Origin of the sequence: Halomonas sp. H5, from assembly GCF_050613175.1 — a bacterium.
Lineage (GTDB): Bacteria > Pseudomonadota > Gammaproteobacteria > Pseudomonadales > Halomonadaceae > Bisbaumannia > Bisbaumannia salifodinae.
The window spans coordinates 522,683-547,713 of record NZ_CP192510.1 but is presented as its reverse complement, the minus strand read 5'-3'; the positions used below and the strand labels follow the sequence as shown (position 1 = coordinate 547,713).

Here is a 25,031-nt window from a genome sequence, read left to right as displayed (position 1 = left end):
TCCTATTGTTTGAGCCGGGCCTCAGGCCCGGGCCGGATCCACCAGATAGCTGGCGGCCCGGCAGATAGCGGCGTCATCGCCGCGGCGCCCCACCAGTTGCAGCGCCACCGGCCGCCCGGCCCGGGGCGCCAGTGGCACCGTCAGGGCGGGATGTCCGGAGAGGTTGAAGGGCCGCAAGAGCGCGGAAATCGTCAGGTCCTGCTCGCCGGCGTCTGCCGCCGCCCGGGTCAGGGGCGCATGGGGCAGGGTCGGCAGCGCCAGGACGTCGTGGGCCTCGAGCAGCCGATCCACCTCGGCGGTGAAGGCGCGGCGCACCGCCTCGGCCTCATGGAGTTCGGCGTCGGTGGTCTGCCCCGCCGCCCGTAGCCGCTTGGCCACATCGGCGCCGAGGCGGTCGTCATCTAGCCAGGCCGCGCAGGCGTCGAAGGTTTCGCGGTTGATCACCGCCATGGCCGCCTTATAGGCCTCGTCCAGCAACGTGAGCCGAGCGGGCGAAGTGGGCAGTGACGAGGCGGCCAGACAGGCTTCCACGGCGCTCTGCTCGGCCTCATCGGCGACGACCTGAAGCCAGCCCAGCCGCGGTCGCTGCCCGCCGCGTGGCGCCACGAACTGGGGATCCACCGCCGCCATAAAGTCGATCAGCTCCTCCAGGTCGGCGGCGATGGGCCCGACGCAGTCGAGGCTGCTGAGCACCGGCATCACGCCGCGACGATCGAGGCGTCCGAAGCTCGGCTTGAGGCCATAGAGGCCGCAGCAGGCCGCCGGCAGGCGAATCGAGCCGCCGGTATCGGTGCCGATGCCGATCTCGGCCAGCCCCGCCGCCACCGCCGCCGCCGAGCCGCTGGAGGAGCCACCGGGAATCCGCTCGGGAAAGCGCGGATTCGCGGGGGTGCCGGTCCAGGCATTGAGACCGGTCATGCCGAAGGCCAGCTCGTGGAGGTTGGCCTTGCCGACGAGGCGATAGCCCGCCGCCAGGGTGCGCGCGACGATCTCGGCATGGCGCTCGGCCGGTGCCGCCTCGGCCAGGGCCGCCGACCCGGCCCGGGTCGGGTAGCCGGCGATATCGATGGTGTCCTTGATCACTACCCGTTTGGGGCCTCGCCCCAGGGCGAGGGCTTCGATCACAGAGGTCATGTCTCGGCCTTTAGTTATTTTTCACATGAAATTTCAAATAAATAATCCAGCGCATCGGCGAGGTCCCTCCTCGGCCTGCCTAGAGCACGAACAGGATCAGTTCGGGAATCGCCAGCAGCAGCAGGATGCAGGCCAGGTAGGGCAGCATGAAGTAGCCGACGCCGCGGAAGATATCGCCGAAGCCCAGCTCGGGATCGAGGCTCTTGACGATAAAGGCGTTGACCCCCACCGGCGGCGTGATCGCCCCCATGCTGGTGACGATGCACACCATGATGCCGAACCAGATGGGGTCATAGCCCAGCGCCAGGGCCACCGGGAAGAAGATCGGGATCGAGATGATCAAAAAGCCCATGGCGTCCATCAGGGCCCCACCGATCACGTAGATCAGCAGCACGCAGGCCATGATCAGGATCGCCGGCAGCGGCAGGGCCGCGGCCCACTCACCCACCAGGAAGGGCAGCCGGGTCACGGTGAGGAAGCGTCCGAAGATCACCGCGCCGGCCACCAGCATCAGGATCATGGCCGAGGACTTGAGGGCATTGGCCAGCGCCTCCTGGAGCACCTCCAGGGTCAGGCGGCCCTGCAGGGCGACGATGGCCAGGGCGCCCACGCAGCCCACGGCCGCGGCCTCGGTGGAGGTGAACCAGCCGGCGAAGAGGCCCCCCAGCACCAGGGCGAAGAGCGCCGCGATCTCCAGCACGCCCTTGAGCGATGTCAGCCGTACCGCCCAGGTGGCACGCTCCCCGGCGGGGGCCATGGCCGGATACTTCCGGCATAGCCAGGCGATGGTCATCACGAACAGCGCCACCAGGATCAGCCCCGGCACGATGCTGGCGATAAACAGGTCGCGAATGGCCAGCTCCGCCTGCAGGGCGATCACGATCAGCACCGAGCTGGGCGGAATGATCACCCCCAGGGTGCCGCCGGTGGCCACGCTACCGGCGCTCAGCGCCCGGTGATAGCCGAACTTCTTCATCTCCGGCAGGGCGATGGTACCGACGGTGGCCGCGGTGGCGGTATTGGAGCCGCTGACTGCCGCGAAGCCGGCGCTGCTGAGGATAGTCGTGGTGGCCATGGAGCCGCGACGATGGCCGATCCAGGCATAGGCGGAGGCGAAGATCTTCTCGGTGATCCCCGAGCGAAACAGCAGCTCGCCCATAAAGATAAACAGCGGGATGACGCTCAGCGAGTAGGCCGACAACTGCTCCCAGATGCCCGAGCTGATGATGTTGTAGGCGGCCATCGGGCTGGTCATCTGCAGCATGCCGAAGAAGCCGACGATAAACATCGCGAAGCTGATCGGCATCTTGAGCAGGATCAGCAGGAAGAGGGCCAGGACGCCGACCACGGCCATCAGGGTCATGCTCATTTCGTCACCACTCGTTTCAGGCTGCCGAAGACATCCGCCAGCAGCACCAGGCAGAAGGCGGAGAAGCCCAGGGCCACCAGATAGATCATCGGATGGAGGAGCAGGCGCAGGGTCTGGGAGACCATGCCGCGCTGCATGGCGCCATAGCCGTACTCCCAGAGCTTGATGGCCACCATGGCGAAGAACAGCAGGCTGACCAGGGCCACCAGGGCCTGGAGCAAGGCCTGCAGGCGCGCGGGGAACCGCGCCACCAGGATATCCAGCTCCACATGCGCCTTGTTCAACTGCGCATAGGCCAGGGAGAAGGCGACCACCACCGCGGTGAGCCAGCCGACGATCTCGCTGGTGCCGCCGAAGGAGGCGGCCAACTGGCGCATAACGATATTGGCGGCGACCAGGGCGACCATGGCCAGCAGGGCCAGGCCGGCCACGAACAGCAGGACGCGGCTGATCAGGAGATTGCATCGATGCATGGGACGAATGCCTCGCAGAGTCGATCACTTCCGGCGGCGACTCGGCCGCCGCCGGGCCCGTAACCCCAGGGGTTCAGGGTTGGCGATAGCTGTCGATCAGCTCCCGCATGCGCCCGTGGAATGCCTCGGCGGGCAGGCCCATCTCGGCCACCTGGGCCAGGCGCGCCTCGTTGATGGGCGCCAGGCGTTCGGCCCAGTGCGCCGCCTCCTCGTCGCTCAGTGTCAGGGTCTCGACGTCGTGGTTGTCGGCGGCCCAGGCCAGCGACTCCTCGATATGGCCGTCCAGGTAGTCGCCGGCGAAGTGGGCCATCTCGGCGCCCAGTTCGTCGATTACCCGCTGCACGTCCTCGGGAAGCGACTCCCAGCGCTGGCGGTTCATGGCGGCGACGAAGACCACATTGGTCAGCGGGTAGTCGGTGACGTACTGGACGCTGCGCGCGTATTGCAGATCCATCAGCGTCTCGCGGGAGCCCACATAGCCGTCGACCACCCCCGCCTGCAGGGCCTCGCCGGTCTCGGCCTGGTTGAGGCCCACGGGGACGCCGCCCAGCGCTTCCAGTACCTCGGTGCTGTCGCCGGGTACGCGAATCTCCTGGCCATGGAGATCCTCGAGGGAGGTCACCGGGGTACGGCTATGCAGGTAGCCCGGCTCGGAGGTGAAGGCGGTGATCACCTTGAAATCCTCGAGGCCCAGCTGGTCGGCGGGAAACTCCTGGATCAGGTCGTAGACCACCCGGCTGGCCACCGTCGAGTCGACCTCGATGCCGGTCAGGTTGCCGGCCAGGTTGATCAGCGGAAAGCGCGCCGGCTCATAAGAAGTGGCGGAGAGACCGATATCGGCGACGCCGCTCTGCACGCCGTCATACATGTTGCCGGCGGTCAGCAGGGTGCCCCCGGGGAAGGTATTGACCGACACCCGGCCCTCGGTGCGGCGCTCCAGCTCCTCGGCCCAGTGCTCCATCTGTACCGCGGGGAAGGTCTGGGCGGGGGCGAAGAAGGCGTAGTTGAGGGTGATATCGCTCGCCTGGGCCTGGCTCATCGCCAGCGAGCCGGCCAGGAAGGCACCGAGGCAGGCGGCGCCGAGGCGCCGCCGGGGAGTCAGGGTCGGGTTCGTGGTTTGCTGCGTCATGATGGGGTCACCTCGTGATTGTTATTGTGCCGGGTGTCGCTGACACCACATGCATTAAATATCACATGAAATTTCAAATAAAACCATAGGGCGAGGGCCGACTAGGCCTTAAGTCTAATCCCGCCACTATCAGGCGAACCGGGTGCCACTTATCTCAATGGCTTTATAAAACAGCGACTTGAATAAAGGCTTCGCGATAGACCGCCAGGATCCAGGCACCCTTGTCGTGCCCTGCGGAAGCGATGGCACCCGGGTGGTGCACTGGCTCAGACCCTGGCGGTGCCGGCCAACTGGCTGGCCTGGTCCTGGGCGTCTTCCTTGGCCCGCGGGCGGGCGTGGCGCACCTGCAGCTCGGCGGCCTCGGTCCTGGCCAGCTCGATATCGAAGACCACCTCGGCGAAGGGGCCGTCCAGCTCACGCTTGGCGATCTCGGCGGCATCATCGATGCGCTTGGCCGGGATCACCAGCTCCTCGCGGGTGGCGAAGGCGAAGTCGTCCCAGGTGTAGGGGTCGCCGGCCAGGTTGATCTGGGTGGTCAGGTGCTGGTGCCCCGGCGCCGAGACGAAGTAGTGAATATGCGCCGGGCGCTCGCCGTGGCGGCCCAGGGCCTTGAGCACCACATCGGTGGGGGCGCCTTCCGGGACGCCGTAGCCGGAGGGGATGATGCTGCGGGCAATATAGCGCCCCTCGGCGTCGGTAACGATGGTGCGGCGCAGGTTGTACTCGGACTGGGACGGGTCGAAGAAGGAGTAACCGCCCTTGGAATCGGCGTGCCAGATCTCCACCCGGGCACCGGCGACCGGCCGACCATCGGTGTCGCGCACCCGGCCGGTCAGCCACATGGTCTCGCCGTCAGTGTCCTGGCCGTCGTCCAGCCGTGCGAAGCCCTCGGCCTCGGGGGCGCCGGCCACGTAGAGCGGCCCTTCGATGGTGCGCGGGGTGCCACCGGCCAGGCCGCGGGCCGCGTCCTCGGCGTCCATGCGCATATCCAGATAGTGATCGAAGCCCAGGCCCGGGGCCAACAGGCCGAACTGGGTGTCGTGGCCCAGGGCGTTGAGCAGGCTGACGCTCGACCAGAACTCCTCGGGGCTGACATCGAAGTCGTCGATCAGGCGATAGAGGTCGGAGAGCAGGCGGTGCAGGATCCGCTTGGCGCGCTCGTTGCCGCCGGCCTGATCGAAGCCGGCCACGGCCTCGAGGAAATCCTGAACTTCCGGGGTATCGAAGATCTTTACGGTCATGGTCTGGGCCTCTGTCATTATCCTTGTTCCCCTCTGCCGGGGGAGAGCCACTCTCGCCGAGCCCGATCGGGCGCCGGACAAACTACACTTTTCAAGTATATTCGCCATCCTCGGCCTAGCCAGCCAATACCCTTTGGGCTTTCGGCCATACCCCTAGGGGTATGGTGAGGTCATCCAATAAATCCAGTAACAAGCACCAGGATTCCAGCAGGTTTTCATAATCACTACCCGACCAAGCGCATCGTACCAGTGGATTATCTTGTATTTCGCGCCATCTCCCTATCGGCCGCCTCCGGCCCATCGCCCCCACCGGCGACGACACGACGGGCCCGACCGGGCCGCATCCCCGACTGGCTCATCGCCCGACCGCGGCCTGGGCTACGACGAAAGAAGTAGCTCAGGATTCCCTGATCCGCCGCCCCCTCGAGATTGCGAAGCGGCCATGCAGCAACTGGTAGGCCAGGCCGCCGACCACCACGCCCCAGAAGGCCGAGCCCAGGCCCAGGAAGCTGATGCCCGAGGCGGTGGCGATAAAGGTGATCACCGAGGCCTCCAGGTGATCCTTCTGGGCCACGAAGGCGCTGAGGTTGCTGGTGATGGCGCCGATCAGCGCCAGGCCGGCGAGCACCGCCACGAACTCCCCGGGCAGGGAGGTGAAGAGCGCCACGATGGTGCCGGCGAAGCAGGCCCCCAGCAGATAGAAGCCGCCGTTGGCGACCCCGGCCACGTAGCGCTTGGCGGGGTCCGGATGCGCCTCCTTGCCGGTACACAGGGCGGCGGTGATCGCCGCCACCACGGTGGTGATCCCGCCGAAGGGCGCCGTGCCCAGCGACGTCAGGCCGGTCACCGCGAGGATCGGCCGGGCCGAGGCGTCATAGCCGGCGCCGCGCAGGATCGCCATGCCAGGCAGGAACTGGCCGGTAAGGCTGACCAGCACCAGCGGCAGGGCCAGGCTCAGGGTGGTATGCCAGCTCCACTCGGGGCGGATAAACTGCGGCTCGGCCAGTTGCAGGGAGATGCCCTGCAGGCTGGCGCCCTCCAGCCCCACCGCCAGCGCGATGCCCACCAGCAGCAGGATGATCAACCCATAGCGGGGCGTCAGGCGCCGCGCCACCAGGTAGGTGATCAGCATGCCGATGGCCAGCCCCGGCGCCGCCTCCAGGGAGAGGAAGACGCCGACCCCGAACTGGAAGAGGATACCGGCCATCATGGCGCTGGCGATGCCCGGGGGGATCGCTCTGACGATGCGGTCGAAGGAACCGGTGACGCCGATCACGATCAGCAGCAGCGCCGCCGTCAGATAGGCCCCCACGGCTTCGTTCAATGACAACCCCGGAAACAGGGTCACCAGCAGCGCCGTGCCCGGTGCCGACCAGGCGGTGATCACCGGCACCCGGAGCCACAGGCTGAGCGCGATCCCCGATACGGCGGCCCCCAGCGAGATGGCCCATACCCAGGAGGTCATCATGGCCTCGGAGACCCCGGCGCCCTGGGCCGCCTGGAAGAAGATCGCCAAGGGCCCCGAGTAGGAGATCAGCACCGCCACGAAGCCGGCGGTAATGGCGGGAAGCGAGACATCCTTGAGTCGCGACATGGTCAAAGTCCCTCTCGGCTGGACGACAAAGGAAAAAAGCCCGAGCCGGCAAGGCTCGGGCCAAGGGGGAAGACGAGAGTATCAGGAAGCGGACTTGCCGGACCGCTCGCGGCGGGTCAGCAGGAACTCGAAGTCCTTGGTCTCGAAGAGCATCGAGATCAGCACGCCCAGCACCAGGGCCCAGAAGGAGGCGCCGATGCCGAGGATCTGCAGGCCGGAGGCGGCGATCAGGAAGGCGAAGAGGCCACCCATCTCGTGCTTGCCGGAGAAGGCCATATGCATCGCCGAGGTGATCACCCGCAGCAGCGCCAGGCCGGCGATGATGGCGATAAAGTAGCCCGGCATCGCCTCGATCAGGCTGACCACGAAGCCGTAGAAGGGCGCGGCGATCACGAAGATGGCCCCGGTCACCACCGCCGCCACCCAGCGCTTGTCCTTGTGGCCGGCCTCCGGCGAGGCGCAGATGCCGGTCATCGGCGCGGCGATACAGGTGCTGTGCAGGTTGAAGAAGGCCGAGAGCATGGTGCCCACGCCGCCCACCGCGGTGATGGCGTTGGCCGGCACCTGCTTGTAGCCCATGCCCTTGATCAACCCCACCCCGGCGGGGGTCTCCATGCCCACCAGGATCAGCGCTAGCGGCAGGCCATAGGCGAGGAAAGCGTTCAGGGTGAACTCCGGCACGATGAATTCGGGGAAGGTCACCGAGAACTCGACCGCGGAGAAATCGACGCCGCTATAGGCCATGTAGGCGATACCGGCCAGCATGGCGACGATCAGCGGCGGCACCCGGCGCAGCAGGCGAGCCGAGAAGAAGAAGGCCAGGATCATGATCGCCGCCGGCAGCAGCGCGTTCTCCAGCGGCGCCACCATGTTGAGGCCGAACTTGAGCAGCACCCCGGCCACCATGCCCATGACGATGGGCATGGGAATCAGCTTCATGACGATGCCCATGACCCCGGCCAGGCCGGCCACCAGAGAGATGGCCCCGGCGATCAGGGTCGCCCCCAGGGCGGCCTCCAGGCCCACCACCGGGATGATGGCGGCGAACAGCAGGGCCCCGGGGATGGAGTTGGCCATGGGCATGGGCAGCCGGTAGTAGGCCGGCATCACCAGGCCGAACAGGCCATTGATCATCAGGTAGCTGATCACCCAGATCATGATGAAGTGGGAGTCGAGGCCGGCGGCGGTGCCGGCGCTGATATGGATAATGCCGGCGCTGAGGCCGAAGATGCCGGCGACCACGCCGGCGCTGAGGTTATCGACGTTGAGGTCGCGGAGGAAGTCCCTGGGCGCGGACCGCAGGCCGACGCCCTTCTCGAGATGCTTCATGGTGTGCTCCAGGGGAATTATTGTCGTTGGAATCCTGCTTGGGCCCGTCCCCGGGCCCTGGCATCCGATCCGGCCATCGGCTAGCCGAGATCGCCGCCGGCCACCGGCACCACGCTGCCGGTGATATAGCTGGCCTCGTCCGAGGCGAGGAAGAGGATGGGCGCGGCCATCTCGTCCAGGGTACCGTAGCGGTTCATCAGGCAGCTCTGCTTGGTCTGGTCGATATGCGCCTGGAACCAAGCCTGCTCCGTCGCGTTGCGCGGCTCGGGGGTGCCCCGGGAGATGCGTCGCGGCGGCGCCTCGGTGCCGCCGGGAGCGGTGGCCACCACGCGGATGCCGTGCTCGGCGTACTCGAAGGCCAGCGAGGCGGTCATGGCGTTGACCCCACCCTTGGCCGCCGAGTAGGGAATCCGGTGGATGCCCCGGGTGGCCGCCGAGGAGACGTTGACGATGACGCCACCGCCCCGCGCCACCATGCTGGGCAGCACCGCCCGGCAGCACCACAGGGTCGGCATCAGCGAGCGGGTGATCTCGGCGGCGATCTCGCTGTCGCTGAACTCGGTGAACGGCTTGAAGTTGATGGCCCCGCCCACGTTGTTGATCAGGATATCGATGCGCCCGAAGCGCTCGACGCTCCTGGCCATCACCTCGGCGGCGCCTTCCCAGGTCTCCAGGTCGGCCTGCAGGGCGATGGCCTCCACACCCTGCTCGGCCAGCTCGTCCACCACCTCGTGAATCAGGTCGGCGCGGTCCACCAGGGCCAGGCGGGCGCCCTCGGCGCCGGCCCGCTCGGCGACCCGCCGGCCGATGCCCTGGGCGGCCCCGGTAATCACCATGACCTTGCCTTCGAATCGATTACGGCTCATGCGGCCTCCCCCGCCGCATTCGGCGTGAACTTCTCGTAATGGAAGCTCTGGGGCACGATGCCCTCGGCATCGAAATGCTTGAGCACGGCGTCGACCATGGGCGGCGGCCCGCAGAGGTAAACGTCCACGTCACCATCGTGCATCACGCCGGCGTCCATATGGTGGGTCACGTAGCCCTTGCGCGGGTGGCCACTGGCCTCGTCCACCACCACGGTGGCGTAGGTGAAGGTCGGCAGCTTCTCGGCGAAGGCGTCCAGGGCGTCCACCTTGACCAGGTGATCGTCCTTGTTGACCCCATAGATCAGATGGATCGGCTGATCACAGCCCTTCTCCACCAGTTGGGCGAGCATGGAGAGGAAGGGGGCCAGGCCCGTGCCGCCGGCCAGCATCAGCACCGGGCGCGTCACCTCGCGCAGATAGAAGCTGCCCAGGGGACCGGTCAGGCTGAGGCGGTCGCCCGCCGCGGCCCGCTCGGCCAGGTAGCCGCTCATCACCCCGTTCGGGATATTGCGAATCAGGAAAGTGGCACGCCCCTCCCCCGGCAGCGAGCTGAAGGAGTAGGAGCGGTGCGCCTCGCTGCCCGGTACATCGATATGCACGTACTGGCCGGGCAGGAAGGCCAGCTCGCTGCCCTCGTCCAGGTCCACGATCAGCTCGATGCTGTCCTCGGAGAGCGGCTCGACCTGGGCCAGGGTTCCCTCCACCTTGCCCACCGCGGTCTTGCACAGGGTGGAGGCCACCGGGACCTGGATGACGCAGTCGGAGGACGGCACCATCTGGCAGGTCAGCACCATGCCCTCGGCAGCTTCCTCGTCGGAGAGGGCATCCTCGATATATTCGTCCCCCATATCGAACTCGCCCTGCTCGCAGTGGCCCTTGCAGGTGCCGCAGACCCCGTCGGAGCAGTCCATGGGCAGGTTGACCTTCTGCCGGTAGGCGGCGTCGAGGACGGTCTCGCCCACCTTGCAGCCGATGAAACGGGTGACGCCATCCTCGAAGTTAAGGGCAATGGTGTAGCTCATGGTGGTTCTCCTCCCTCAGCGCATCAGACGTGGTAAACGTCGATGACCTGATGGATATAATCGTTATTCAGCTGGATCACCTTGCGGGTGATCAGCGGTCGCTCGCCCGACACGTCCAGGGTGTAAAAGGAGGTGCCGAAGAAGGTCTGGGTCTCCTTGTAGCGATGGCTCAGGGTCTGCCAGTTGAAACGCAGCGTCACCTCATCGCCGTCCTGACCGAGCACTTCCAGGTTGTTGATCTGGTGCGTGGTACGCGGCTCGGGCGTGCTGGCCCCGCTACGCTCGGTCTTGATCCGGTAGACCCGGTCCTCGAGACCCTCGCGGTTGGGGTAGTAGATCAGCGAGATCTCGGCATCGGGGTCTTCGGTCAGCCGATCGTCGTCGTCCCAGGCCGGCATCCAGAACACCGCATCCTGGCGGTAGCACTCCAGCCACTCGTCCCACTGACGGTCGTCGAGCAGCCGCGCCTCACGGTAGAGAAAGGCCTGAAGTTCCTGATAAGAGATGCTCATGCGTGCTCCCCCTCTGCCGCGGATTCGGTGGCGATAAACTGACCGCGCTCCTTGTCGATGGCGCGCAGCATCTGCTCGACCCAGTGCTTGTGGTGCAGCACGTAGATCCCCTCATCCTCCGGGGAGGCCCCGCTCAGCAGGGGTTGCATATCGATCGCCTTGGCATTGTCGTCGGCGCCCTCGATCCACTGCGTGGCGCCCCGCGACAGGTCGTTCCACTCGGCCAGCGAGCCGGCGTAGCCGGTCTGGCAGCCACGGAACTCTTCCAGGTCGTCCGGCGTGCCCATGCCGCTGACGTTGAAGAAGTCCTCGTACTGGCGGATACGCACGCGGCGATCCTCGGCGGACTCGCCCTTGGGCGCGAAGCAGTAGATGGTCACCTCGGTCTTGTCCACGGACAGCGGGCGCAGCACGCGGATCTGAGTGGAGAACTGATCCATCAGGTAGACGTTGGGGTAGAGGCAGAGGTTACGGGTCTGGTTGACGATGGAGTCGGCCCGGGCCTCGCCGAGTTCGCTCTCGATCGCATCCTTGCGGGTGTAGACCGGGCGTACCTCGGGGTTGAGCAGCCGCGTCCAGAGCATGATGTGGCCGTTCTCATAGCAGTAGAAGCCGCCCTGGCTCTTCGACCAGCCGTTGGCGTCCACCGCCTTGGTGCCGCCGGCGTCATAGTTGCGGCGATCCATGGTGGAGGCGTAGTTCCAGTGCACGGTGCCGACGTGATAGCCATCGGCGCCGTTCTCGGCCTGCAGCTTCCAGTTGCCGTTATAGGTGTAGGACGAGGTGCCGCGCAGCACTTCCAGCCCCTCCGGCGCCTGATCGACGATATTGTCGATGACCTTCTTGGTCTCGCCGAGGTACTCCTCCAGGGGCAGGACATCCTCGCTCAGGCTGCCGAACAGGAAGCCCTTGTAGCTCTCGAAGCGCGGCAGCCGCGTGAGGTCGTGGGAGCCGTCCTGCTTGAACCCCTCCGGGTAGGCGCCGGTCTTCTCGTTCTTGGCCTTGAGCAGCTTGCCGTCGTTCTTGAAGGTCCAGCCATGGAAGGGGCAGGTGAAGGTGCCCTTGTTGCCGCGCTTGCGCCGGCACAGGGTGGTACCGCGGTGGGCGCAGGCGTTGATCAGGCCGTGCAGCTCGCCTTCCTTGTCGCGGGTGATAACGACCGGCTGGCGGCCCATGGTCAGGGTGAAGTAGTCGCCGGGCTCCGCGATCTGGCTCTCGTGGGCCAGGAACAGCCAGTTGCCCTCGAAGACATGCTTCATCTCGAGGTCGAAGAAGTCGGGGTCGGTGAACATGCTGCGGTGGCAGCGGAAGATGCCGGCCTCGGCGTCGTCGATGACGGCGCCGCGGACGCGTTTCTCGAGTTGATCAAGCTTGTGGGTCATGATCGGACTCCTGATGTCTCGGCAGAGACGCTGTTGGACTCGCCGCGTCCCGGCGGAAGCCAAGGCTTCCCCAGCCCATGGCGAGGAGCGCCATGGCGGGACGGGCAAAACGGGATTCGGGGGGCGCCGGCGACCCGCCGGCGCGCGATGCTGACGGCCTGTCGAGCCTAGACCTTGGCGGTACCGGCCAACTGGCTGCCGGCATCCTGCGCGTCTTCCTTGGCCCGCGGACGCACATGGCGACTCTGCAGTTCGGCGGCCTCGGTCCGGCTCAGCTCGATATCGAAGATCACCTCGGCGAAGGGGCCGTCCAGCTCACGCTTGGCGATCTCGGCGGCGTCGTCGATGCGCTTGGCCGGGATCACCAGCTCCTCGCGGGTGGCGAAGGCGAAGTCATCCCAGGTGTACTTGTCGCCGGCCAGGTTGATCTGGGTGGTCAGGTGCTGGTGACCCGGCGCCGAGACGAAGTAGTGAATATGCGCCGGGCGCTCGCCGTGGCGGCCCAGGGCCTTGAGCACCTGGTCGGTGGGCGCGCCTTCCGGGACGCCATAACCGGACGGGATGATGCTGCGGGCGATATAGCGACCCTCGGCGTCGGTGACGATGGTACGGCGCAGGTTGTACTCGGACTGCGAGGGGTCGAAGAAGGAGTAGCCGCCCCTGGAGTCGGCGTGCCAGATCTCGACCCGGGCGCCGGCGACCGGCCGGCCGTCGGTGTCACGCACCTGGCCGATCAGCCACATGGTCTCGCCGTCCGGGTCCTTCCCGTCGTCCAGGCGCGCGTAGCCTTCGGCCTCGGGGGCACCGGCCACGTAGAGGGGCCCCTCGATGGTGCGCGGGGTGCCACCGGCCAGGCCGCGGGCCGCGTCCTCGGCGTCCATGCGCATGTCCAGGTAGTGGTCGAAGCCCAGGCCCGGGGCCAGCAGGCCGAACTGGGTATCGTGGCCCAGGGCGTTGAGCAGGCTGACGCTCGACCAGAACTCCTCGGGGCTGACATCGAAGTCGTCGATCAGGCGATAGAGGTCGGAGAGCAGGCGGTGCAGGATCTGCTTGGCGCGCTCGTTACCGCCGGCTTGATCGAAGCCGGCCACGGCCTTGAGGAAATCCTGGACTTCCGGGGTATCGAAGATCTTGACGCTCATCGGGCTATCCTCGTCATTATCGTTATGACCGGTCGCAGCCGGTGCTAGCGGGTCTCGCAGGGCGTGCTCCTTGGCGGAAGGCACCGGGTCGAGCCTCGGTCTGCCCTGTTATGGGGCAAGTGTGATTGCCCCCAGGGCACAGAACCAATATCGTTTGGGTCCCAAGCCATACCCTGGAGGTATCATGGAGCTGCGTCACCTGAGGTACTTCTGCGTCGTCGCCGAGGAGCTTAACCTGACCCGAGCGGCGGCCAGGCTGCATATGGCGCAGCCACCACTATCACGTCAAATCAAGCATTTAGAGGAAGAAGTCGGGGTCAAGCTCTTCGATCGCGGGCCCCGTGGCATGCGCCTGACCACCACCGGTCAGTTCTTCTATGAGCATACCCTGCAGATACTGGAGAAGATCGACACCACGGTGCAGGCCGCCCGCCGCATGGCCCGAAGCCAGCGGGTGATGTTCGGGATCGGTTTCGTCGCCTCGGTCTTCTATGGGCAGCTACCGCTACTGGTGCGGGGATTACGACAAAAGGATAACGTCGAGCTGAGCCTGGCGGAGCTGACCACGGTGCAGCAGGTACAGGCCCTCAAGGCGGGGCGTATCGATATCGGCTTCGGGCGCCTGCGTATCGATGACCCGGACGTGGAGCAGGAGGTGCTGTTCGACGAACCCTTGATGGCGGTGGTGCCCTGCGGCCACCCCCTGGAGGGCACCACCCCCACCCTGGCGGAACTCGCCGACTACCCTCTGATCCTGTTTCCCGCCAAGCCGCGCCCCAGCCTGGCCGATACCGTGCTCGGCCTGTTCCACCGCCAGGGGCTCAAGGTGGAAGTCGCCCAGGAGGCCAACGAGCTGCAGACGGCACTGGGCCTGGTGGCCTCGGAGATCGGCATCACCCTGGTGCCCGAGCAGGTCAAGCGGGTACGCCGTGACGGCATCAGCTTTATCTACCTGGCAGAGAAGCACATCACCATCCCGATCCTGTGCAGCCGCCGCCGTGGCGAGCCCCCCTCCGAGGTGATGCAGGCCGCCAACGCCATCCTCGAGGTGCTGGTGGAGAACCGCCGCAGCGGGCGCTATCCCTGAGCGGGCCCAGGCGCCCTGCCAACCACGCCACGCTCACCAGCAGGGCGAGCAGGACTTAAGTCGTAGCCCCAAGGAGTAGTATTCGGCCGCCGCCCACCTTAGCCTCCTAATAATAAGTCACAACATCATTCAGGAGTCGCCATGAAGGCCATCAAGGTGTCGCCTGGTTCGCTCGTGGTGCTGGCCGGCATCACCGCCGCCCTGCACGTCGGCAAGCTTCCCCCCGCCATCCCGGCCCTGCAGGAGACCCTGGCGATCACGCTGGTCCAGGCCGGTTTCCTGGTCTCGCTGGTCCAGCTGGCCGGCATGTCGCTGGGCCTGATCATCGGCCTCTCCGCCGATGCCCTGGGCCTGCGACGCAGCATGCTCACCGGCCTCGGCCTGCTGACACTGGCCAGCCTGCTGGGCGGGCTGGCCGAGTCCGCCGGCGCCCTGTTGCTCTGCCGCGCCCTGGAGGGCCTGGGTTTCCTGCTGACGGTGCTACCCGCGCCGGGGCTGCTGCGCCAATTGGTGCCGGCCGAGCGCCTCAATCGCATCCTCGGGGTCTGGGGTTGCTACATGGGCATCGGCATGGGGACCTCCCTGCTGATCGGCCCCTGGGTCATCGCGGGGCTGGGCTGGCAGGGCTGGTGGTGGTGCCTGGCCCTGTGGACCGCCCTGATGCTGCCATGCCTGCTGGCCGGGGTGCCCGCCGACCGCCAACGCCAGGCCGCCAGGGCCCTGGCGCCCGTGAGCGCCGAGGGGTGGGGCCGGCGGCTGAGCGTGACCCTGCGTGCCCGCGGGCCCTGGCTGGTCGCCCTCTGCTTCGGGCTCTACGCCTGCCAGTGGCTGTCGGTGATCGGCTTCCTGCCGTCGATCTACCACCAGGCCGGCTTCTCCGGCGGCCAGGTCGGCGTGCTGACCGCCCTGGTGGCCACCATCAACGTGATCGGCAGCCTGGGGGCGGGGCAACTCATGCATCGCGGTATCGCTGCCAACCGGCTCCTCCTGACGGGGTTCCTGGCCACCGGCCTCTTCACCTTCCTCGCTTATAGCACCCTGACGGAGGCCCTGCCGCTGCTGCGCTTCGCCGCCGTACTGCTGTTCTCGGCGATGGGCGGCCTGATTCCTGGCGCCCTGTTCGCCCTGGCGGTGCGGTTGGCCCCCAGCGAACGCACCATCTCCACCACCGTGGGCTGGATGCAGCAGTGGTCGGCCTTCGGCCAGTTCGCCGGTCCGCCCGGGGTAGCGTGGCTGGCCGCCCAGGCCGGTGGCTGGCACTGGACCTGGGGCATTACCGGCGCCTGCTCCCTGCTCGGCATCCTGCTCGCCCTGCGTATTGCCCGGCTGCTCGGCCAGGCCACCGTCAGCGAGCCGTCCCCAGTTGTCGCGCCAGCCGATCGAGCAGCCGCATCGTCGGCAGACACCTGACGAAGGAGGCCTCCGGCTCGCGCCCCTCGCGGATGGCGGCGATGAACTCACGATCCTGATCGGCGAAACCGTTGCCGGTCAGGGGCTGGAGTTCGCCGTCGTGATCCCTGAGCTCGTCGCGGTAGGCCAGCAGGGTCGCCTCCTCGCCGATGTAGCGATAGAAGCCGCCGAAGGGACCGCGGTTGTTGAAGGAGAGTGCCAGGGTGGCCAACACCCCGTCCCGGGAGCGCAAGCCCAGGCTCAGGTCCATGGGGATGTCCAGCTCGGGATGCGGTGGCCCCTGGTGACCCCAGACGTCCACCTCGACGTCATCCAGCAGCCAGGCGAAGAGGTCGACGCTGTGACAGGCGTGGTGCCACAGCAGGTTGTCCACCCAGCGGCGAGGCTGGCCCTGCATGTTGCGATTCTCGCGACGAAAGAAGTAGGTCTCCGCGACCAGGTGCTGGAGGCGAAACTCACCGGCGACCAGGCGCCGCTTGAGCTCGCGGTGCGGCGCATTGAAGCGCCGGGTATGGGCGACCATGCAGACCCGCCCCGAGGCCGCGGCCAGCGCGGTGATCCGCTCGGCGTCGGCCAGGCGCAACGCCATGGGGATCTCGCATAGCAGGTGCTTGCCGGCGGCGATCACCCGTTCGGCCTGGGCGGCGTGCTGGGGGCTCGGCGTGGCCAGGATCACCGCCTCGATCTCCTCGCGGGCCAGGGCCGCGTCCAGGTCCAGGGTCACCTCGGGGATGCCCCACTCGGCGGCGAAGGCCCGGGCATCCGCCTCGACCCCGCCGACCAGGCAGGACACTTCCACTCCCGGCATCTCCCCGAGCACCCGCATATGGACGCCGGCGATGCCGCCCTCCCCGACCAGCAGCAGGCGTAGTGGACGTTCCATCATAAGAGACACTCCGTGGTCGATGCTGGCCGGCTCGGCCCGGATGCCGGCCACGCCAAAAAGTCCCGAGCCACCATCGTGGCCCGGGACCAGGGGGAAATCGTCGTTCGCTCGGCCTATTCCAGGGACTCGTAGGGCAGCCCCACGTAGTTCTCGGCGATGGTGGTCAGCCCCGCCTCGGAACTGGTCACATAGTCCAGCTCGGCCTGCTGCATGCGCGTGGCGAAGTCCTCCTCCTCGGAGAACTTGTGCAGCATCGAGGTCATCCACCAGGAGAAGCGCTCGGCCTTCCAGATGCGCTTGAGGCAGGTCTCGGAGTAACGCGGTATCAGGTCGGTGCGGCCCTCCTGGTAAACCTTGACCAGCAGCCGATAGAGGGTGTTGACGTCGCTGGCGGCGAGGTTGAGCCCCTTGGCGCCGGTGGGCGGCACGATATGCGCGGCGTCCCCCACCAGGAACAGGCGGCCGTATTGCATCGGCTCGACCACGAAGCTGCGCAGCGGCGCGATGCTCTTCTCCAGCGACGGCCCGGTGACCAGTTGCCGGGCCGTCTCCTCGGGCAGGCGCCGCTTGAGCTCCTCCCAGAAGCGCGCATCGGACCACTCTTCCACCTTTTCCTCCAGGGAGACCTGGAGGTAGTAGCGGCTGCGGGTCGCCGAGCGCATGCTGCACAGGGCGAAGCCGCGCTCATGACGGGCGTAGATCAGCTCGTCGGCCACCGGCGGGGTGTCGGCGAGCAGGCCCAGCCAGCCGAAGGGGTAGACCCGTTCGAACGCCTTGATGCGCTCGGCGGGGATCGAGCGGCGCGACACGCCATGGAAGCCGTCACAGCCGGCCACATAGTCGCAGTCGAGGCGGTGGGTCTCGCCGTCCTTCTCGAAGGTCACATAGGGCTTGGCATCGGGGTTGTCGCTCTCCAGGTCATGCGGCTGGACATTCGCGGCCTCGTAGATCGTCGTGCCGCCGGTCGCCTCGCGGGCCGCCATCAGGTCGCGGGTCACCTCGGTCTGGCCATAGACCATCACCGTCTTGCCGCCGGTCAGGCCGGCCAGGTCGACACGCACCCGGCGGTTGTCGAAGGCCAGCTCGACGCCATCGTGGGGCAGACCCTCGGCGTCCATGCGTTCGGCGACCCCGGCCTCGCGCAGCAGGTCGACCATGCCCTGCTCCAGGACCCCGGCGCGGATCCGGCCCAGCACGTATTCGCCGCTCTGGCGCTCGAGGATGACGTTGTCGATGCCCTGGCGGCTCAGCAACTGGCCGAGCAGCAGGCCCGAGGGCCCGGCACCGATGATGGCGACCTGTGTCTTCATGGGACTACCCCTGTCGAATGCGTTGATGATGCAGTGACTTGCATTTTTCAATGAATACGCCCGATAAATAAGGCATGATTGGCACCATTACTTGGACATACCGAAGATATCACATCGACTTTGGTCGCACCCCAGGAGGCCGCCATGCTCACCGCCCCCGCCGCCTCGGTTCCCGTCTTCAAGCTCTACGGCGAGACCCGCCATTGGCCGACGCCGGACCTGCTGCATTGCGAGTCGATCCCCGAGCGCAGCCACCTGCACGACTGGAATATCCGCCCCCATCGCCACGCCGACCTGGTCCACGTGCTGCACCTCGCCAGCGGCGACGTGACCCTCGAGCTGGAGGGCATGCCCCACCGCCTGGCGGGACCGCTGACCATCGTGGTTCCGGCCATGGCGATCCACGGCTTCCGCTTTTCCGAGGACGTCCAGGGCCACATCATCACCCTGGCCCAGCCGCTGGCCGAGCACCTGTCGCAAGCCCTGGGAGAGCAGGGCAAGGCGCTGGCCCGCACCGACTTCCAGCGCCTCGACCGGCCAGAGACGGCACGGCGGATCGCCACCCTGGTGGCCCAGATCGACGAGGAGTATCGCCAGCCGGCACCGGGGCGCGCGCACCTGCTGGAGGCACTGATCCAGGCCCTGGTGGTCGAACTCTCGCGCCTCGCCGAGCGGGGCCGTCCCTCGCCCCACCGGACGTCGCGGCCCGGGAGTCGCGTCAACGGCCGGGTCAATGACAAGGGGCACGAGCACCTGGCCAACTTCCAGGCGCTGATCGAGGCCCAGTACCGTCAGCAGCCCAGTATCGAGTCCCTGGCCGGCCAACTGGGCCTGACCAGCGCCCACCTCAATACCCTGTGCCGCCGCCTGGCCGATCGCAGCGCCCTGCAACTGCTCCACGAGCGCCTGTTGCTGGAGGCCAAGCGCCAGCTCACCTACACCAATATGACCGTCGGCCAGGTCGCCGACCTGCTGGGCTTCTCGGAACCGGCCTACTTCACCCGCTTCTTCAAGCGGCTCAGCGGTTTCTCGCCCCGGGACTTCCGGCTGCGCCAGCACGCCACCCCCAACGACGTCGCCCCCGGCCAGGCACGCTGAACCGGGGGCGACGCGGGCGCCGAAGGCGGCGACTCAGAGCAGGAACAGGGTGGTCAGCACCGGGAAGGCGATCAGCAGCGCCAGGCGCAGCAGGTCCGACACCACGAAGGGCGCCACGCCACGGAAGATCTCGCCCAGCCCCACATGGGGCGCCATGGCCTTGATCACGAAGACGTTCATGCCCACCGGCGGGGTCATCAGCCCCAGCTCCACGGTGAGCACGGTGACGATGCCGAACCACACCGGGTCGATGCCCAGCGACTGGATGATCGGGAAGACCACCGGCACGGTGATCACCAGCATGGCGATGGAGTCCATGAACATCCCCAGCACGAAGTAGAGCGCCAGGATGCACAGCACCACCAGGATCGGCGCCAGGTCCACGCCATACAGGAAGTCACTGATCGAGAAGGAGATCCGCGACACCGAGATAAAGTAGCCCAGGGTCTCGGCACCCACCAGCATGAAGAACACCACCGCCGACAGCGCCAGGGTCTCCTGCACGCTCTTCCACAGCCCGGCAAGCCGCATGCCCTTGGCCAGGGCATAGAGCAGGGTGGCGAAGGCACCGACACTGGCCCCCTCGGTGGGGGTGAAGGCGCCGAAGTAGATGCCCAGGATCATCACCAGGAAGACCGCGAAGAAGGGCGCCAGGCCACCCATCGACAGCAGCTTCGCCGTCCAGGGCGTGGGCTCGCCGGCCACCGCCAGGGCGGGCCTCAGGCGCATCATCACGCTGACCGTCAGCGCATACATCACCAGGCCCATCAGCCCCGGCACCAGGCCGGCCATGAACATGTCGCCCACCGACTGCTCGGTGAGGATGGCGTAGATCAGCAGCGCGATGGAGGGCGGAATCATGATGCCCAGGGTGCCGCCGGCGGCCAGGGCCCCGGTGGCCAGGCCACGGTTATAGCCATAGCGTTCCATCTCCGGCAGAGCGACCCGAGTCATGGTGCTGGCGGTGGCCAGCGAGGAGCCCGAGATCGCCGAGAAGACCCCACAGGAGCCCACCGCGGCGATGGCCAGCCCGCCTTTCCAGCCGCCGCAGATCACCCGGGTGGCGTGGAACAGCTTGCCGGCCATGCCGGAGTGCGCCGCCAGCACGCCCATCAGGATGAACATCGGCACGGCGCTGAAGCTGTAGTTGGACAGCACCTCCACCGGCACCGTCTTGAGCTGAGCGATGGCCGCGCTCCAACTGATCACCTGGGCGAAGCCCACCACCCCGACGACTAGCATGGTCAACGCCACCGGCACGCGCAGCACCATCAGCACCAGCAGCAAGGCCAGGCCGAGGGCGCCGATCATCTCACTCCCCATGCGACACCTCCTGAGTGGCACCGAAAATCGCCCCGAGCAGCGCATGAATCAGGCTGCGCAGGCCCAGCAACAGGCTGAGCACCGCGGCCGTCTGGTAGATCGGGCCCATCGGCAGGCGCAGGTCCTGGGTGACCTCGCCATGCCGGGCCGCCGCCGCGGCCGAGTCGAGCAGGCCGAGAAAGAGCACCAGGCCGAGGGCCGCGAAGCCCAGCAGGTAGACGCCATGCAGGCGATGCTTGATGCCCGGCGCCAGGCCATGGGAGAGGGCCTCCACCACCACCTGACTCTTCTCCACGTTGGCGGCCATGGCGGCCAGCAGCGAGCAGAGCATCAGGTAGCTGACCAGCTCCACGCTGCCGGTCACGCGCAGGGCGAGGGCGCCCTCGGTGACGCGATAGAGGTAGCGGGTGCCGACATCGGCGATGGTCACCGCCAGCAGCGCCACCAGGGCGAGGCCGGCGACGACGCGGCAGACCAGGGCCAGCCACTGGCTGGCCCGTTCCAGGAATGACTGCATCCTCGCTTACCCCCGCTCGGCGGCGCAGGACTCGCTGGCGGCCAGGGCGGCCTCATAGACCTCCTGAGCCGGCAGGCCACGCGCCTCGAGCTCGGCGAGGTAGCCGTCGATGCCGTCCTGGAGCGGCTGCTGCCAGTCCGGGTGCGCCAGCGGGTCGTCGATCTCGCGGATGGTATGGCCGGCGTCGATGGCCTCCTGCTTGCCCTCGACATCGAGGCGGTCGAAGACGGCGCCGGCGTTCTCGGCCCAGCGCATGCCGGAGTTGGCGTCGATCACCGCCTGCTGCTCGGGGCTCAGGCGCTCATAGGCGCGCTGGTTCATGGTGGCCACGAAGATCAGGGTGTAGAAGGGCACCTCGGTGTGGTACTCGACCAGCTCGTTGATGCGGAACCCCTTGAGGCCCTCCCAGGGGAAGCTCAGGCCATCGATAACGCCGCGCTGCATGGAGGTATAGATATCCGGCGCCGGCATGCCCACGGGGCTTGCGCCCATGTTCTCGAGCATGTCCCCGGCCACGGCGGTGGGGCGACGGATGCGCAGGCCCTCGAGGTCGGCCGGGGTCTGGACGTCGGTGCCGATGGTGTGGATACCGCCCGGGCCGGTGGTGAACAGGAACAGCGGCCGGGTATCGGCATACTCCTCGTCGAGATGGCCCTCGTCGTAGAGGGTCTGCAGCACGCAGGCCCCCTGGGTGGCGGTGGTGGCCACGCCAGGCAGTTCGACGATCTGCGACAACGGGAAGCGCCCGGCGGTATAGCCCTGGGCCGTGGCGCCGATATCGGCGATGCCATTGCCCACCGCCTCATAGATGGCATCGGGCCTGGCCAGGGTGCCGGAGGGGAACATCTCGATACGCAGTTCGCCGCCGGACTCCTCCTCGAGGGTCTCGGCCCAGGTCTCGAAGAGCGCCTGGTTGACGCCCGAGGCCCCCGGCCAGAAGTGGGCCATGCGCAGGGTGGTGGTCGCCTGGGCGGTGGAGGCGAGGGTCAGGCCGGCGATGGAGGCCGCCAGCAGGCAGCGGGGAAGAATACGTTTCATCGGTCAGTTCCTCATCAGGGCGGATTGCCGGCGGCAACCTGAGCATGAATTGTCGTTATGGATCCACGAATGTTCGAATAACGAACACTAGTTACCCTGGGTGAACAAGTTAACCCAAGGGCTCGGGGGCTAGATAACCGACTTTAGTCGAAGGAAAAGCGCCAACACCCCGGGCGGGCGGCGCCAGGTCGGTACCCGACATTTTCCCGGACCCAATCTCCCAGATAAGGTAATATCAGGGCAATAACTTGGACTTTTCGAAGATATCCTGACGACTTTAGTCGCATCCCCCTTCGCTGCCTGGCGCGCCCCCCAGGCCCAGCAGCTCCCCGTAGCGTAGCCCGATAAAGGCATGCTCGCGCATCAGCATCTCGGCCCTCGCCCCCTCGCCATGGCGCAACGCCTGGACGATCAGCTCATGCTGAAGCTGGGCCAGCTGCAGCTTGCGGTATTCGCGATCCAGCGCCTCGCTATCGATGATGAGCGAATCGGCGGCGGCGAACGGCAGGTGATTATTGCGGGCGATGGCGTCGCCGATCACCGGGCTGCCGGCCGAGCCGACGATGGCCTCGTGGAAGTGGCGGTTGAGTTCGCTCCAGGCATCGGCGTCACGCTCCACGAGATGGCCCTTGGCTAGCAGGTCTCGCCCTTTCTGGATCCAAACCTGAAGTTCATCGGCCAGCGCCGCCGACAGGCCCTGCTCCGCCAGCCGCCGCGCCGCCAAGCCTTCCAGCACGCCGCGCACCTCCACGGCGCAGCGCACATCGACCTCGGTGAACTCGCGCACCATGAAGCCACGCTTGCCGGCCCGCTGCAGCAGCCCCTCCTGTTCCAGGGTGCGAAAGGCCAGGCGCACCGGGGTCCGCGAGACCCCCAGCTGCTCTGCCACCGCCACCTCACCGAGGCGTTCCCCCGTCTGAAAGTGCCCTTCACCGATCAACTTGCGCAGCCGGCCCACCACGCTCTTGTCGCCATCACTCATCGCTTATCCCGTCGTTGTTGCGTATTGATTGACCACCGACCACACATTGGATCCAACTAAAGCATAAGTTGACGTGAAACACGCACCAGGACTTTACTTTGGATCCAATTATAACACCTGACGCATTCAGCCGAGGAGAGAACCGTGACCACTCAAGCCCCCTACCCCAAGAATACCTGGTACGTCGCCGCCACCCCGGACGAACTCGCCGACAAGCCGCTGGGGCGCACCATCTGCAACGAACCGATCGTCTTCTTCCGCGGCGATGAGGGCCGCGTGGCCGCCGTGGAGGACTTCTGCCCCCATCGCGGCGCCCCACTATCGCTGGGCTTCGTGCGCGACGGCAAGCTGGTGTGCGGCTATCACGGCCTGGAGATGGGCTGCAATGGCAAGTGCTCCAGCATGCCGGGCCAGCGGGTCCGCGGTTTCCCGAGCATCCGCGCCTATCCGGTGGAGGAGCGCCACGGCTTCATCTGGATCTGGCCCGGCGACCCGGAGCGGGCCGACCCGAGCCTGATCCCCGAGCTGCACTGGGCCAACAGCCCGGACTGGGCCTATGGCGGCGGCCTCTATCATATCCACTGCGACTATCGCCTGATGATCGATAACCTCATGGACCTGACCCATGAGACCTATGTGCATGCCTCCAGCATCGGCCAGCCGGAGATCGAGGAGGCCGCCCCGGCGACCCGCGCCGACGGTGACGAGGTGATCACCGAGCGTCATATGCAGGCCATTCCGGCGCCGCCCTTCTGGCAAGCGGCCCTGCGCGGCAACGGCCTGGCCGACGACGTGCCGGTGGACCGCTGGCAGATCTGCCGTTTTACCCCGCCGAGCCATGTACTGATCGAGGTCGGCGTGGCGCATGCCGGACATGGCGGCTACGACGCCCCGGCGGGGGTCAAGGCGTCGAGCATCGTGGTGGACTTCATCACCCCCGAGACCGACACCTCCATCTGGTACTTCTGGGGCATGGCGCGCAACTTCAAGCCGGAAGACTCGGAACTCACCGGGCGCATCCGCGAGGGCCAGGGCCAGATCTTCTCCGAGGACCTGGAGATGCTGGAATCCCAGCAGCGCAACCTGCTGCGCTACCCGGAGCGTCAGCTGCTCAAGCTCAATATCGACGGCGGCGGCGTCCAGGCGCGACGCATCATCGACCGAATCCTCGTCGAGGAACGCGAAGCCAGCCAAGAGGAGGCCAGCGCATGAGCAGCCAGCCCCTCTCCCTGATCGTCGAGGTCACCGGCAAGCGCCAGGAGGCCGAGGATATCGTCACCTTCGAGCTGGCCGACCCTCACGGCCGGCCGCTGCCGGCGTTCGGCGCCGGCGCGCATATCGATGTGCGTGTGAGGGATGACCTGATACGCCAGTACTCGCTGTGCAACCACCCCGAGGAACGCGACCGCTACCTGGTCGGGGTACTGCGCGACCCGGCCTCGCGGGGCGGCTCCGAGGCCATGCACGACGCGATTCAGGAGGGCGACCTGCTGCAGATCAGCGCCCCCAAGAACCACTTCCCGCTCAAGCCGGCCGGGCGCACCCTGCTGCTGGCCGGCGGCATCGGCGTGACGCCGATCCTGTGCATGGCCGAGCGCCTGGCGCATACCGGCGCCGACTTCGCCATGCACTACTGCACCCGCTCGCCGGAACGCACCGCCTTCCGCGACCGCATCGCCGCCTCGGGCTTCGCCGAGCGGGTGCGGTTCCACTTCGACGACGGCGCGCCGGAACAGAAGCTCGACCTGCAGCGCCTGCTGGCCACACCGGATCCCGACACCCGGATCTATGTGTGCGGCCCCAGCGGCTTCATCGATGCCGTGCTGTCGACCGCCAAGGCCAGCGGCTGGCCCGCCGAGCGGCTGCACACCGAGTATTTCGCCGGCGCCGTGGCCGACACCAGCGACGACGACAGCTTCGAGGTCAGGATCGCCAGCAGCGGCGCCAGCTTCACCGTGCCCGCCGACAAGACCGTGCACCAGGTGCTGGCCGATAACGGCATCGACATCATGGTCTCCTGCGAGCAAGGCGTCTGCGGTACCTGCCTGACCCGGGTGCTGGAGGGTGAACCCGACCATCGCGATCTCTTCCTGGAGGACCACGAGCACGCCGCCAACGACCAGTTCACCCCCTGCTGCTCGCGGGCCAAGAGCCCGGTGCTGGTGCTGGACCTCTGAGCCGAGCCTG

At 67.1% G+C, this 25,031-nt stretch carries 23 protein-coding genes; 5 read left to right on the top strand and 18 right to left on the bottom strand.

The window, feature by feature from the left end:
- Nucleotides 1-21 precede the first annotated feature (21 nt).
- The 12 genes from ACQ1W9_RS02530 to catA (ACQ1W9_RS02475) form a co-directional block, all read right to left on the bottom strand.
- Nucleotides 22-1,134 carry an amidase gene (locus ACQ1W9_RS02530; RefSeq protein ID WP_431025172.1) on the bottom strand — a complete coding sequence of 371 codons (1,113 nt, stop codon included), beginning with the start codon at nt 1,132-1,134 and terminating at the stop codon, nt 22-24.
- Nucleotides 1,135-1,213: 79 nt separating this feature from the next.
- A complete protein-coding gene (locus tag ACQ1W9_RS02525) occupies nt 1,214-2,497 on the bottom strand; it encodes a TRAP transporter large permease (protein ID WP_431025171.1) in 1,284 nt (427 codons plus the stop codon).
- Nucleotides 2,498-2,499: 2 nt separating this feature from the next.
- The gene (locus ACQ1W9_RS02520; RefSeq protein WP_431025170.1) at nt 2,500-2,976 is read right to left on the bottom strand and encodes a TRAP transporter small permease; all 477 of its coding nucleotides are present in this window, start codon (nt 2,974-2,976) and stop codon (nt 2,500-2,502) included.
- Between the two features lie 73 nt (nt 2,977-3,049).
- The gene (locus ACQ1W9_RS02515; RefSeq protein WP_431025169.1) at nt 3,050-4,105 is read right to left on the bottom strand and encodes a TRAP transporter substrate-binding protein; all 1,056 of its coding nucleotides are present in this window, start codon (nt 4,103-4,105) and stop codon (nt 3,050-3,052) included.
- 266 nt (nt 4,106-4,371) lie between these two features.
- Entirely contained in the window at nt 4,372-5,346 is a 975-nt protein-coding gene (catA, locus tag ACQ1W9_RS02510) for a catechol 1,2-dioxygenase (RefSeq protein WP_431025168.1), read from the bottom strand.
- A gap of 397 nt (nt 5,347-5,743) precedes the next feature.
- Nucleotides 5,744-6,940 carry a benzoate/H(+) symporter BenE family transporter gene (locus ACQ1W9_RS02505; protein ID WP_431025167.1) on the bottom strand — a complete coding sequence of 399 codons (1,197 nt, stop codon included), beginning with the start codon at nt 6,938-6,940 and terminating at the stop codon, nt 5,744-5,746.
- Nucleotides 6,941-7,021: 81 nt separating this feature from the next.
- Nucleotides 7,022-8,269 (bottom strand): benzoate/H(+) symporter BenE family transporter, encoded by a 1,248-nt coding sequence (locus tag ACQ1W9_RS02500; RefSeq protein WP_431025166.1) that lies wholly within the window; start codon nt 8,267-8,269, stop codon nt 7,022-7,024.
- An 80-nt stretch (nt 8,270-8,349) separates the two neighbouring features.
- Nucleotides 8,350-9,135, bottom strand: coding sequence for a benzoate diol dehydrogenase BenD (benD, locus tag ACQ1W9_RS02495; protein ID WP_431025165.1), 786 nt, complete (start codon nt 9,133-9,135; stop codon nt 8,350-8,352).
- The gene (gene benC, locus ACQ1W9_RS02490) at nt 9,132-10,157 is read right to left on the bottom strand and encodes a benzoate 1,2-dioxygenase electron transfer component BenC (RefSeq protein ID WP_431025164.1); all 1,026 of its coding nucleotides are present in this window, start codon (nt 10,155-10,157) and stop codon (nt 9,132-9,134) included. Before benC ends, benD begins: the two co-directional genes overlap by 4 nt.
- Nucleotides 10,158-10,180: 23 nt before the next feature.
- On the bottom strand, nt 10,181-10,669 hold the full coding sequence (gene benB / locus ACQ1W9_RS02485; RefSeq protein ID WP_346064058.1) for a benzoate 1,2-dioxygenase small subunit: 489 nt from the start codon (nt 10,667-10,669) through the stop codon (nt 10,181-10,183).
- Entirely contained in the window at nt 10,666-12,051 is a 1,386-nt protein-coding gene (locus ACQ1W9_RS02480) for a Rieske 2Fe-2S domain-containing protein (RefSeq protein ID WP_431025163.1), read from the bottom strand. Before ACQ1W9_RS02480 ends, benB begins: the two co-directional genes overlap by 4 nt.
- A 167-nt stretch (nt 12,052-12,218) precedes the next feature.
- Nucleotides 12,219-13,193, bottom strand: coding sequence for a catechol 1,2-dioxygenase (catA, locus tag ACQ1W9_RS02475; RefSeq protein WP_431025162.1), 975 nt, complete (start codon nt 13,191-13,193; stop codon nt 12,219-12,221).
- Nucleotides 13,194-13,377: 184 nt separating this feature from the next.
- On the opposite strand from catA (ACQ1W9_RS02475), the gene ACQ1W9_RS02470 reads away from it, so the two are divergent.
- Both ACQ1W9_RS02470 and ACQ1W9_RS02465 read left to right on the top strand, forming a co-directional pair.
- Entirely contained in the window at nt 13,378-14,280 is a 903-nt protein-coding gene (locus ACQ1W9_RS02470) for a LysR family transcriptional regulator (RefSeq protein ID WP_431025161.1), read from the top strand.
- Between the two features lie 141 nt (nt 14,281-14,421).
- The gene (locus tag ACQ1W9_RS02465) at nt 14,422-15,690 is read left to right on the top strand and encodes a CynX/NimT family MFS transporter (protein WP_431025160.1); all 1,269 of its coding nucleotides are present in this window, start codon (nt 14,422-14,424) and stop codon (nt 15,688-15,690) included.
- Here the strand turns inward: ACQ1W9_RS02465 and ACQ1W9_RS02460 are convergent.
- Together ACQ1W9_RS02460 and pobA are read right to left on the bottom strand one after the other, a co-directional pair.
- Nucleotides 15,626-16,576, bottom strand: coding sequence for a Gfo/Idh/MocA family oxidoreductase (locus ACQ1W9_RS02460; protein WP_431025159.1), 951 nt, complete (start codon nt 16,574-16,576; stop codon nt 15,626-15,628). The two genes, ACQ1W9_RS02465 and ACQ1W9_RS02460, sit on opposite strands and share 65 nt — an antisense overlap.
- 113 nt (nt 16,577-16,689) lie before the next feature.
- Entirely contained in the window at nt 16,690-17,886 is a 1,197-nt protein-coding gene (gene pobA / locus ACQ1W9_RS02455) for a 4-hydroxybenzoate 3-monooxygenase (RefSeq protein WP_431025158.1), read from the bottom strand.
- 144 nt (nt 17,887-18,030) lie between these two features.
- On the opposite strand from pobA, the gene ACQ1W9_RS02450 reads away from it, so the two are divergent.
- Nucleotides 18,031-18,984 carry a helix-turn-helix domain-containing protein gene (locus tag ACQ1W9_RS02450; RefSeq protein ID WP_431025157.1) on the top strand — a complete coding sequence of 318 codons (954 nt, stop codon included), beginning with the start codon at nt 18,031-18,033 and terminating at the stop codon, nt 18,982-18,984.
- Nucleotides 18,985-19,017: 33 nt separating this feature from the next.
- Here the strand turns inward: ACQ1W9_RS02450 and ACQ1W9_RS02445 are convergent, their stop codons facing one another.
- From ACQ1W9_RS02445 to ACQ1W9_RS02430, 4 genes are all read right to left on the bottom strand, one after another.
- Nucleotides 19,018-20,307 (bottom strand): TRAP transporter large permease, encoded by a 1,290-nt coding sequence (locus ACQ1W9_RS02445; protein WP_431025156.1) that lies wholly within the window; start codon nt 20,305-20,307, stop codon nt 19,018-19,020.
- Nucleotides 20,297-20,824, bottom strand: coding sequence for a TRAP transporter small permease subunit (locus ACQ1W9_RS02440; RefSeq protein WP_431025155.1), 528 nt, complete (start codon nt 20,822-20,824; stop codon nt 20,297-20,299). The genes ACQ1W9_RS02445 and ACQ1W9_RS02440 overlap by 11 nt, the downstream gene beginning before the upstream one ends.
- A 6-nt stretch (nt 20,825-20,830) precedes the next feature.
- Nucleotides 20,831-21,862 carry a TRAP transporter substrate-binding protein gene (locus ACQ1W9_RS02435; RefSeq protein WP_431025154.1) on the bottom strand — a complete coding sequence of 344 codons (1,032 nt, stop codon included), beginning with the start codon at nt 21,860-21,862 and terminating at the stop codon, nt 20,831-20,833.
- Between the two features lie 277 nt (nt 21,863-22,139).
- A complete protein-coding gene (locus ACQ1W9_RS02430) occupies nt 22,140-22,844 on the bottom strand; it encodes a GntR family transcriptional regulator (protein WP_431025153.1) in 705 nt (234 codons plus the stop codon).
- A 144-nt stretch (nt 22,845-22,988) separates the two neighbouring features.
- Here ACQ1W9_RS02430 and ACQ1W9_RS02425 point away from each other — a divergent pair, with 144 nt between their 5' ends.
- Together ACQ1W9_RS02425 and ACQ1W9_RS02420 are read left to right on the top strand one after the other, a co-directional pair.
- The gene (locus ACQ1W9_RS02425; RefSeq protein WP_431025152.1) at nt 22,989-24,056 is read left to right on the top strand and encodes a Rieske 2Fe-2S domain-containing protein; all 1,068 of its coding nucleotides are present in this window, start codon (nt 22,989-22,991) and stop codon (nt 24,054-24,056) included.
- Entirely contained in the window at nt 24,053-25,021 is a 969-nt protein-coding gene (locus ACQ1W9_RS02420) for a PDR/VanB family oxidoreductase (protein WP_431025151.1), read from the top strand. Before ACQ1W9_RS02425 ends, ACQ1W9_RS02420 begins: the two co-directional genes overlap by 4 nt.
- Nucleotides 25,022-25,031 lie beyond the last annotated feature (10 nt).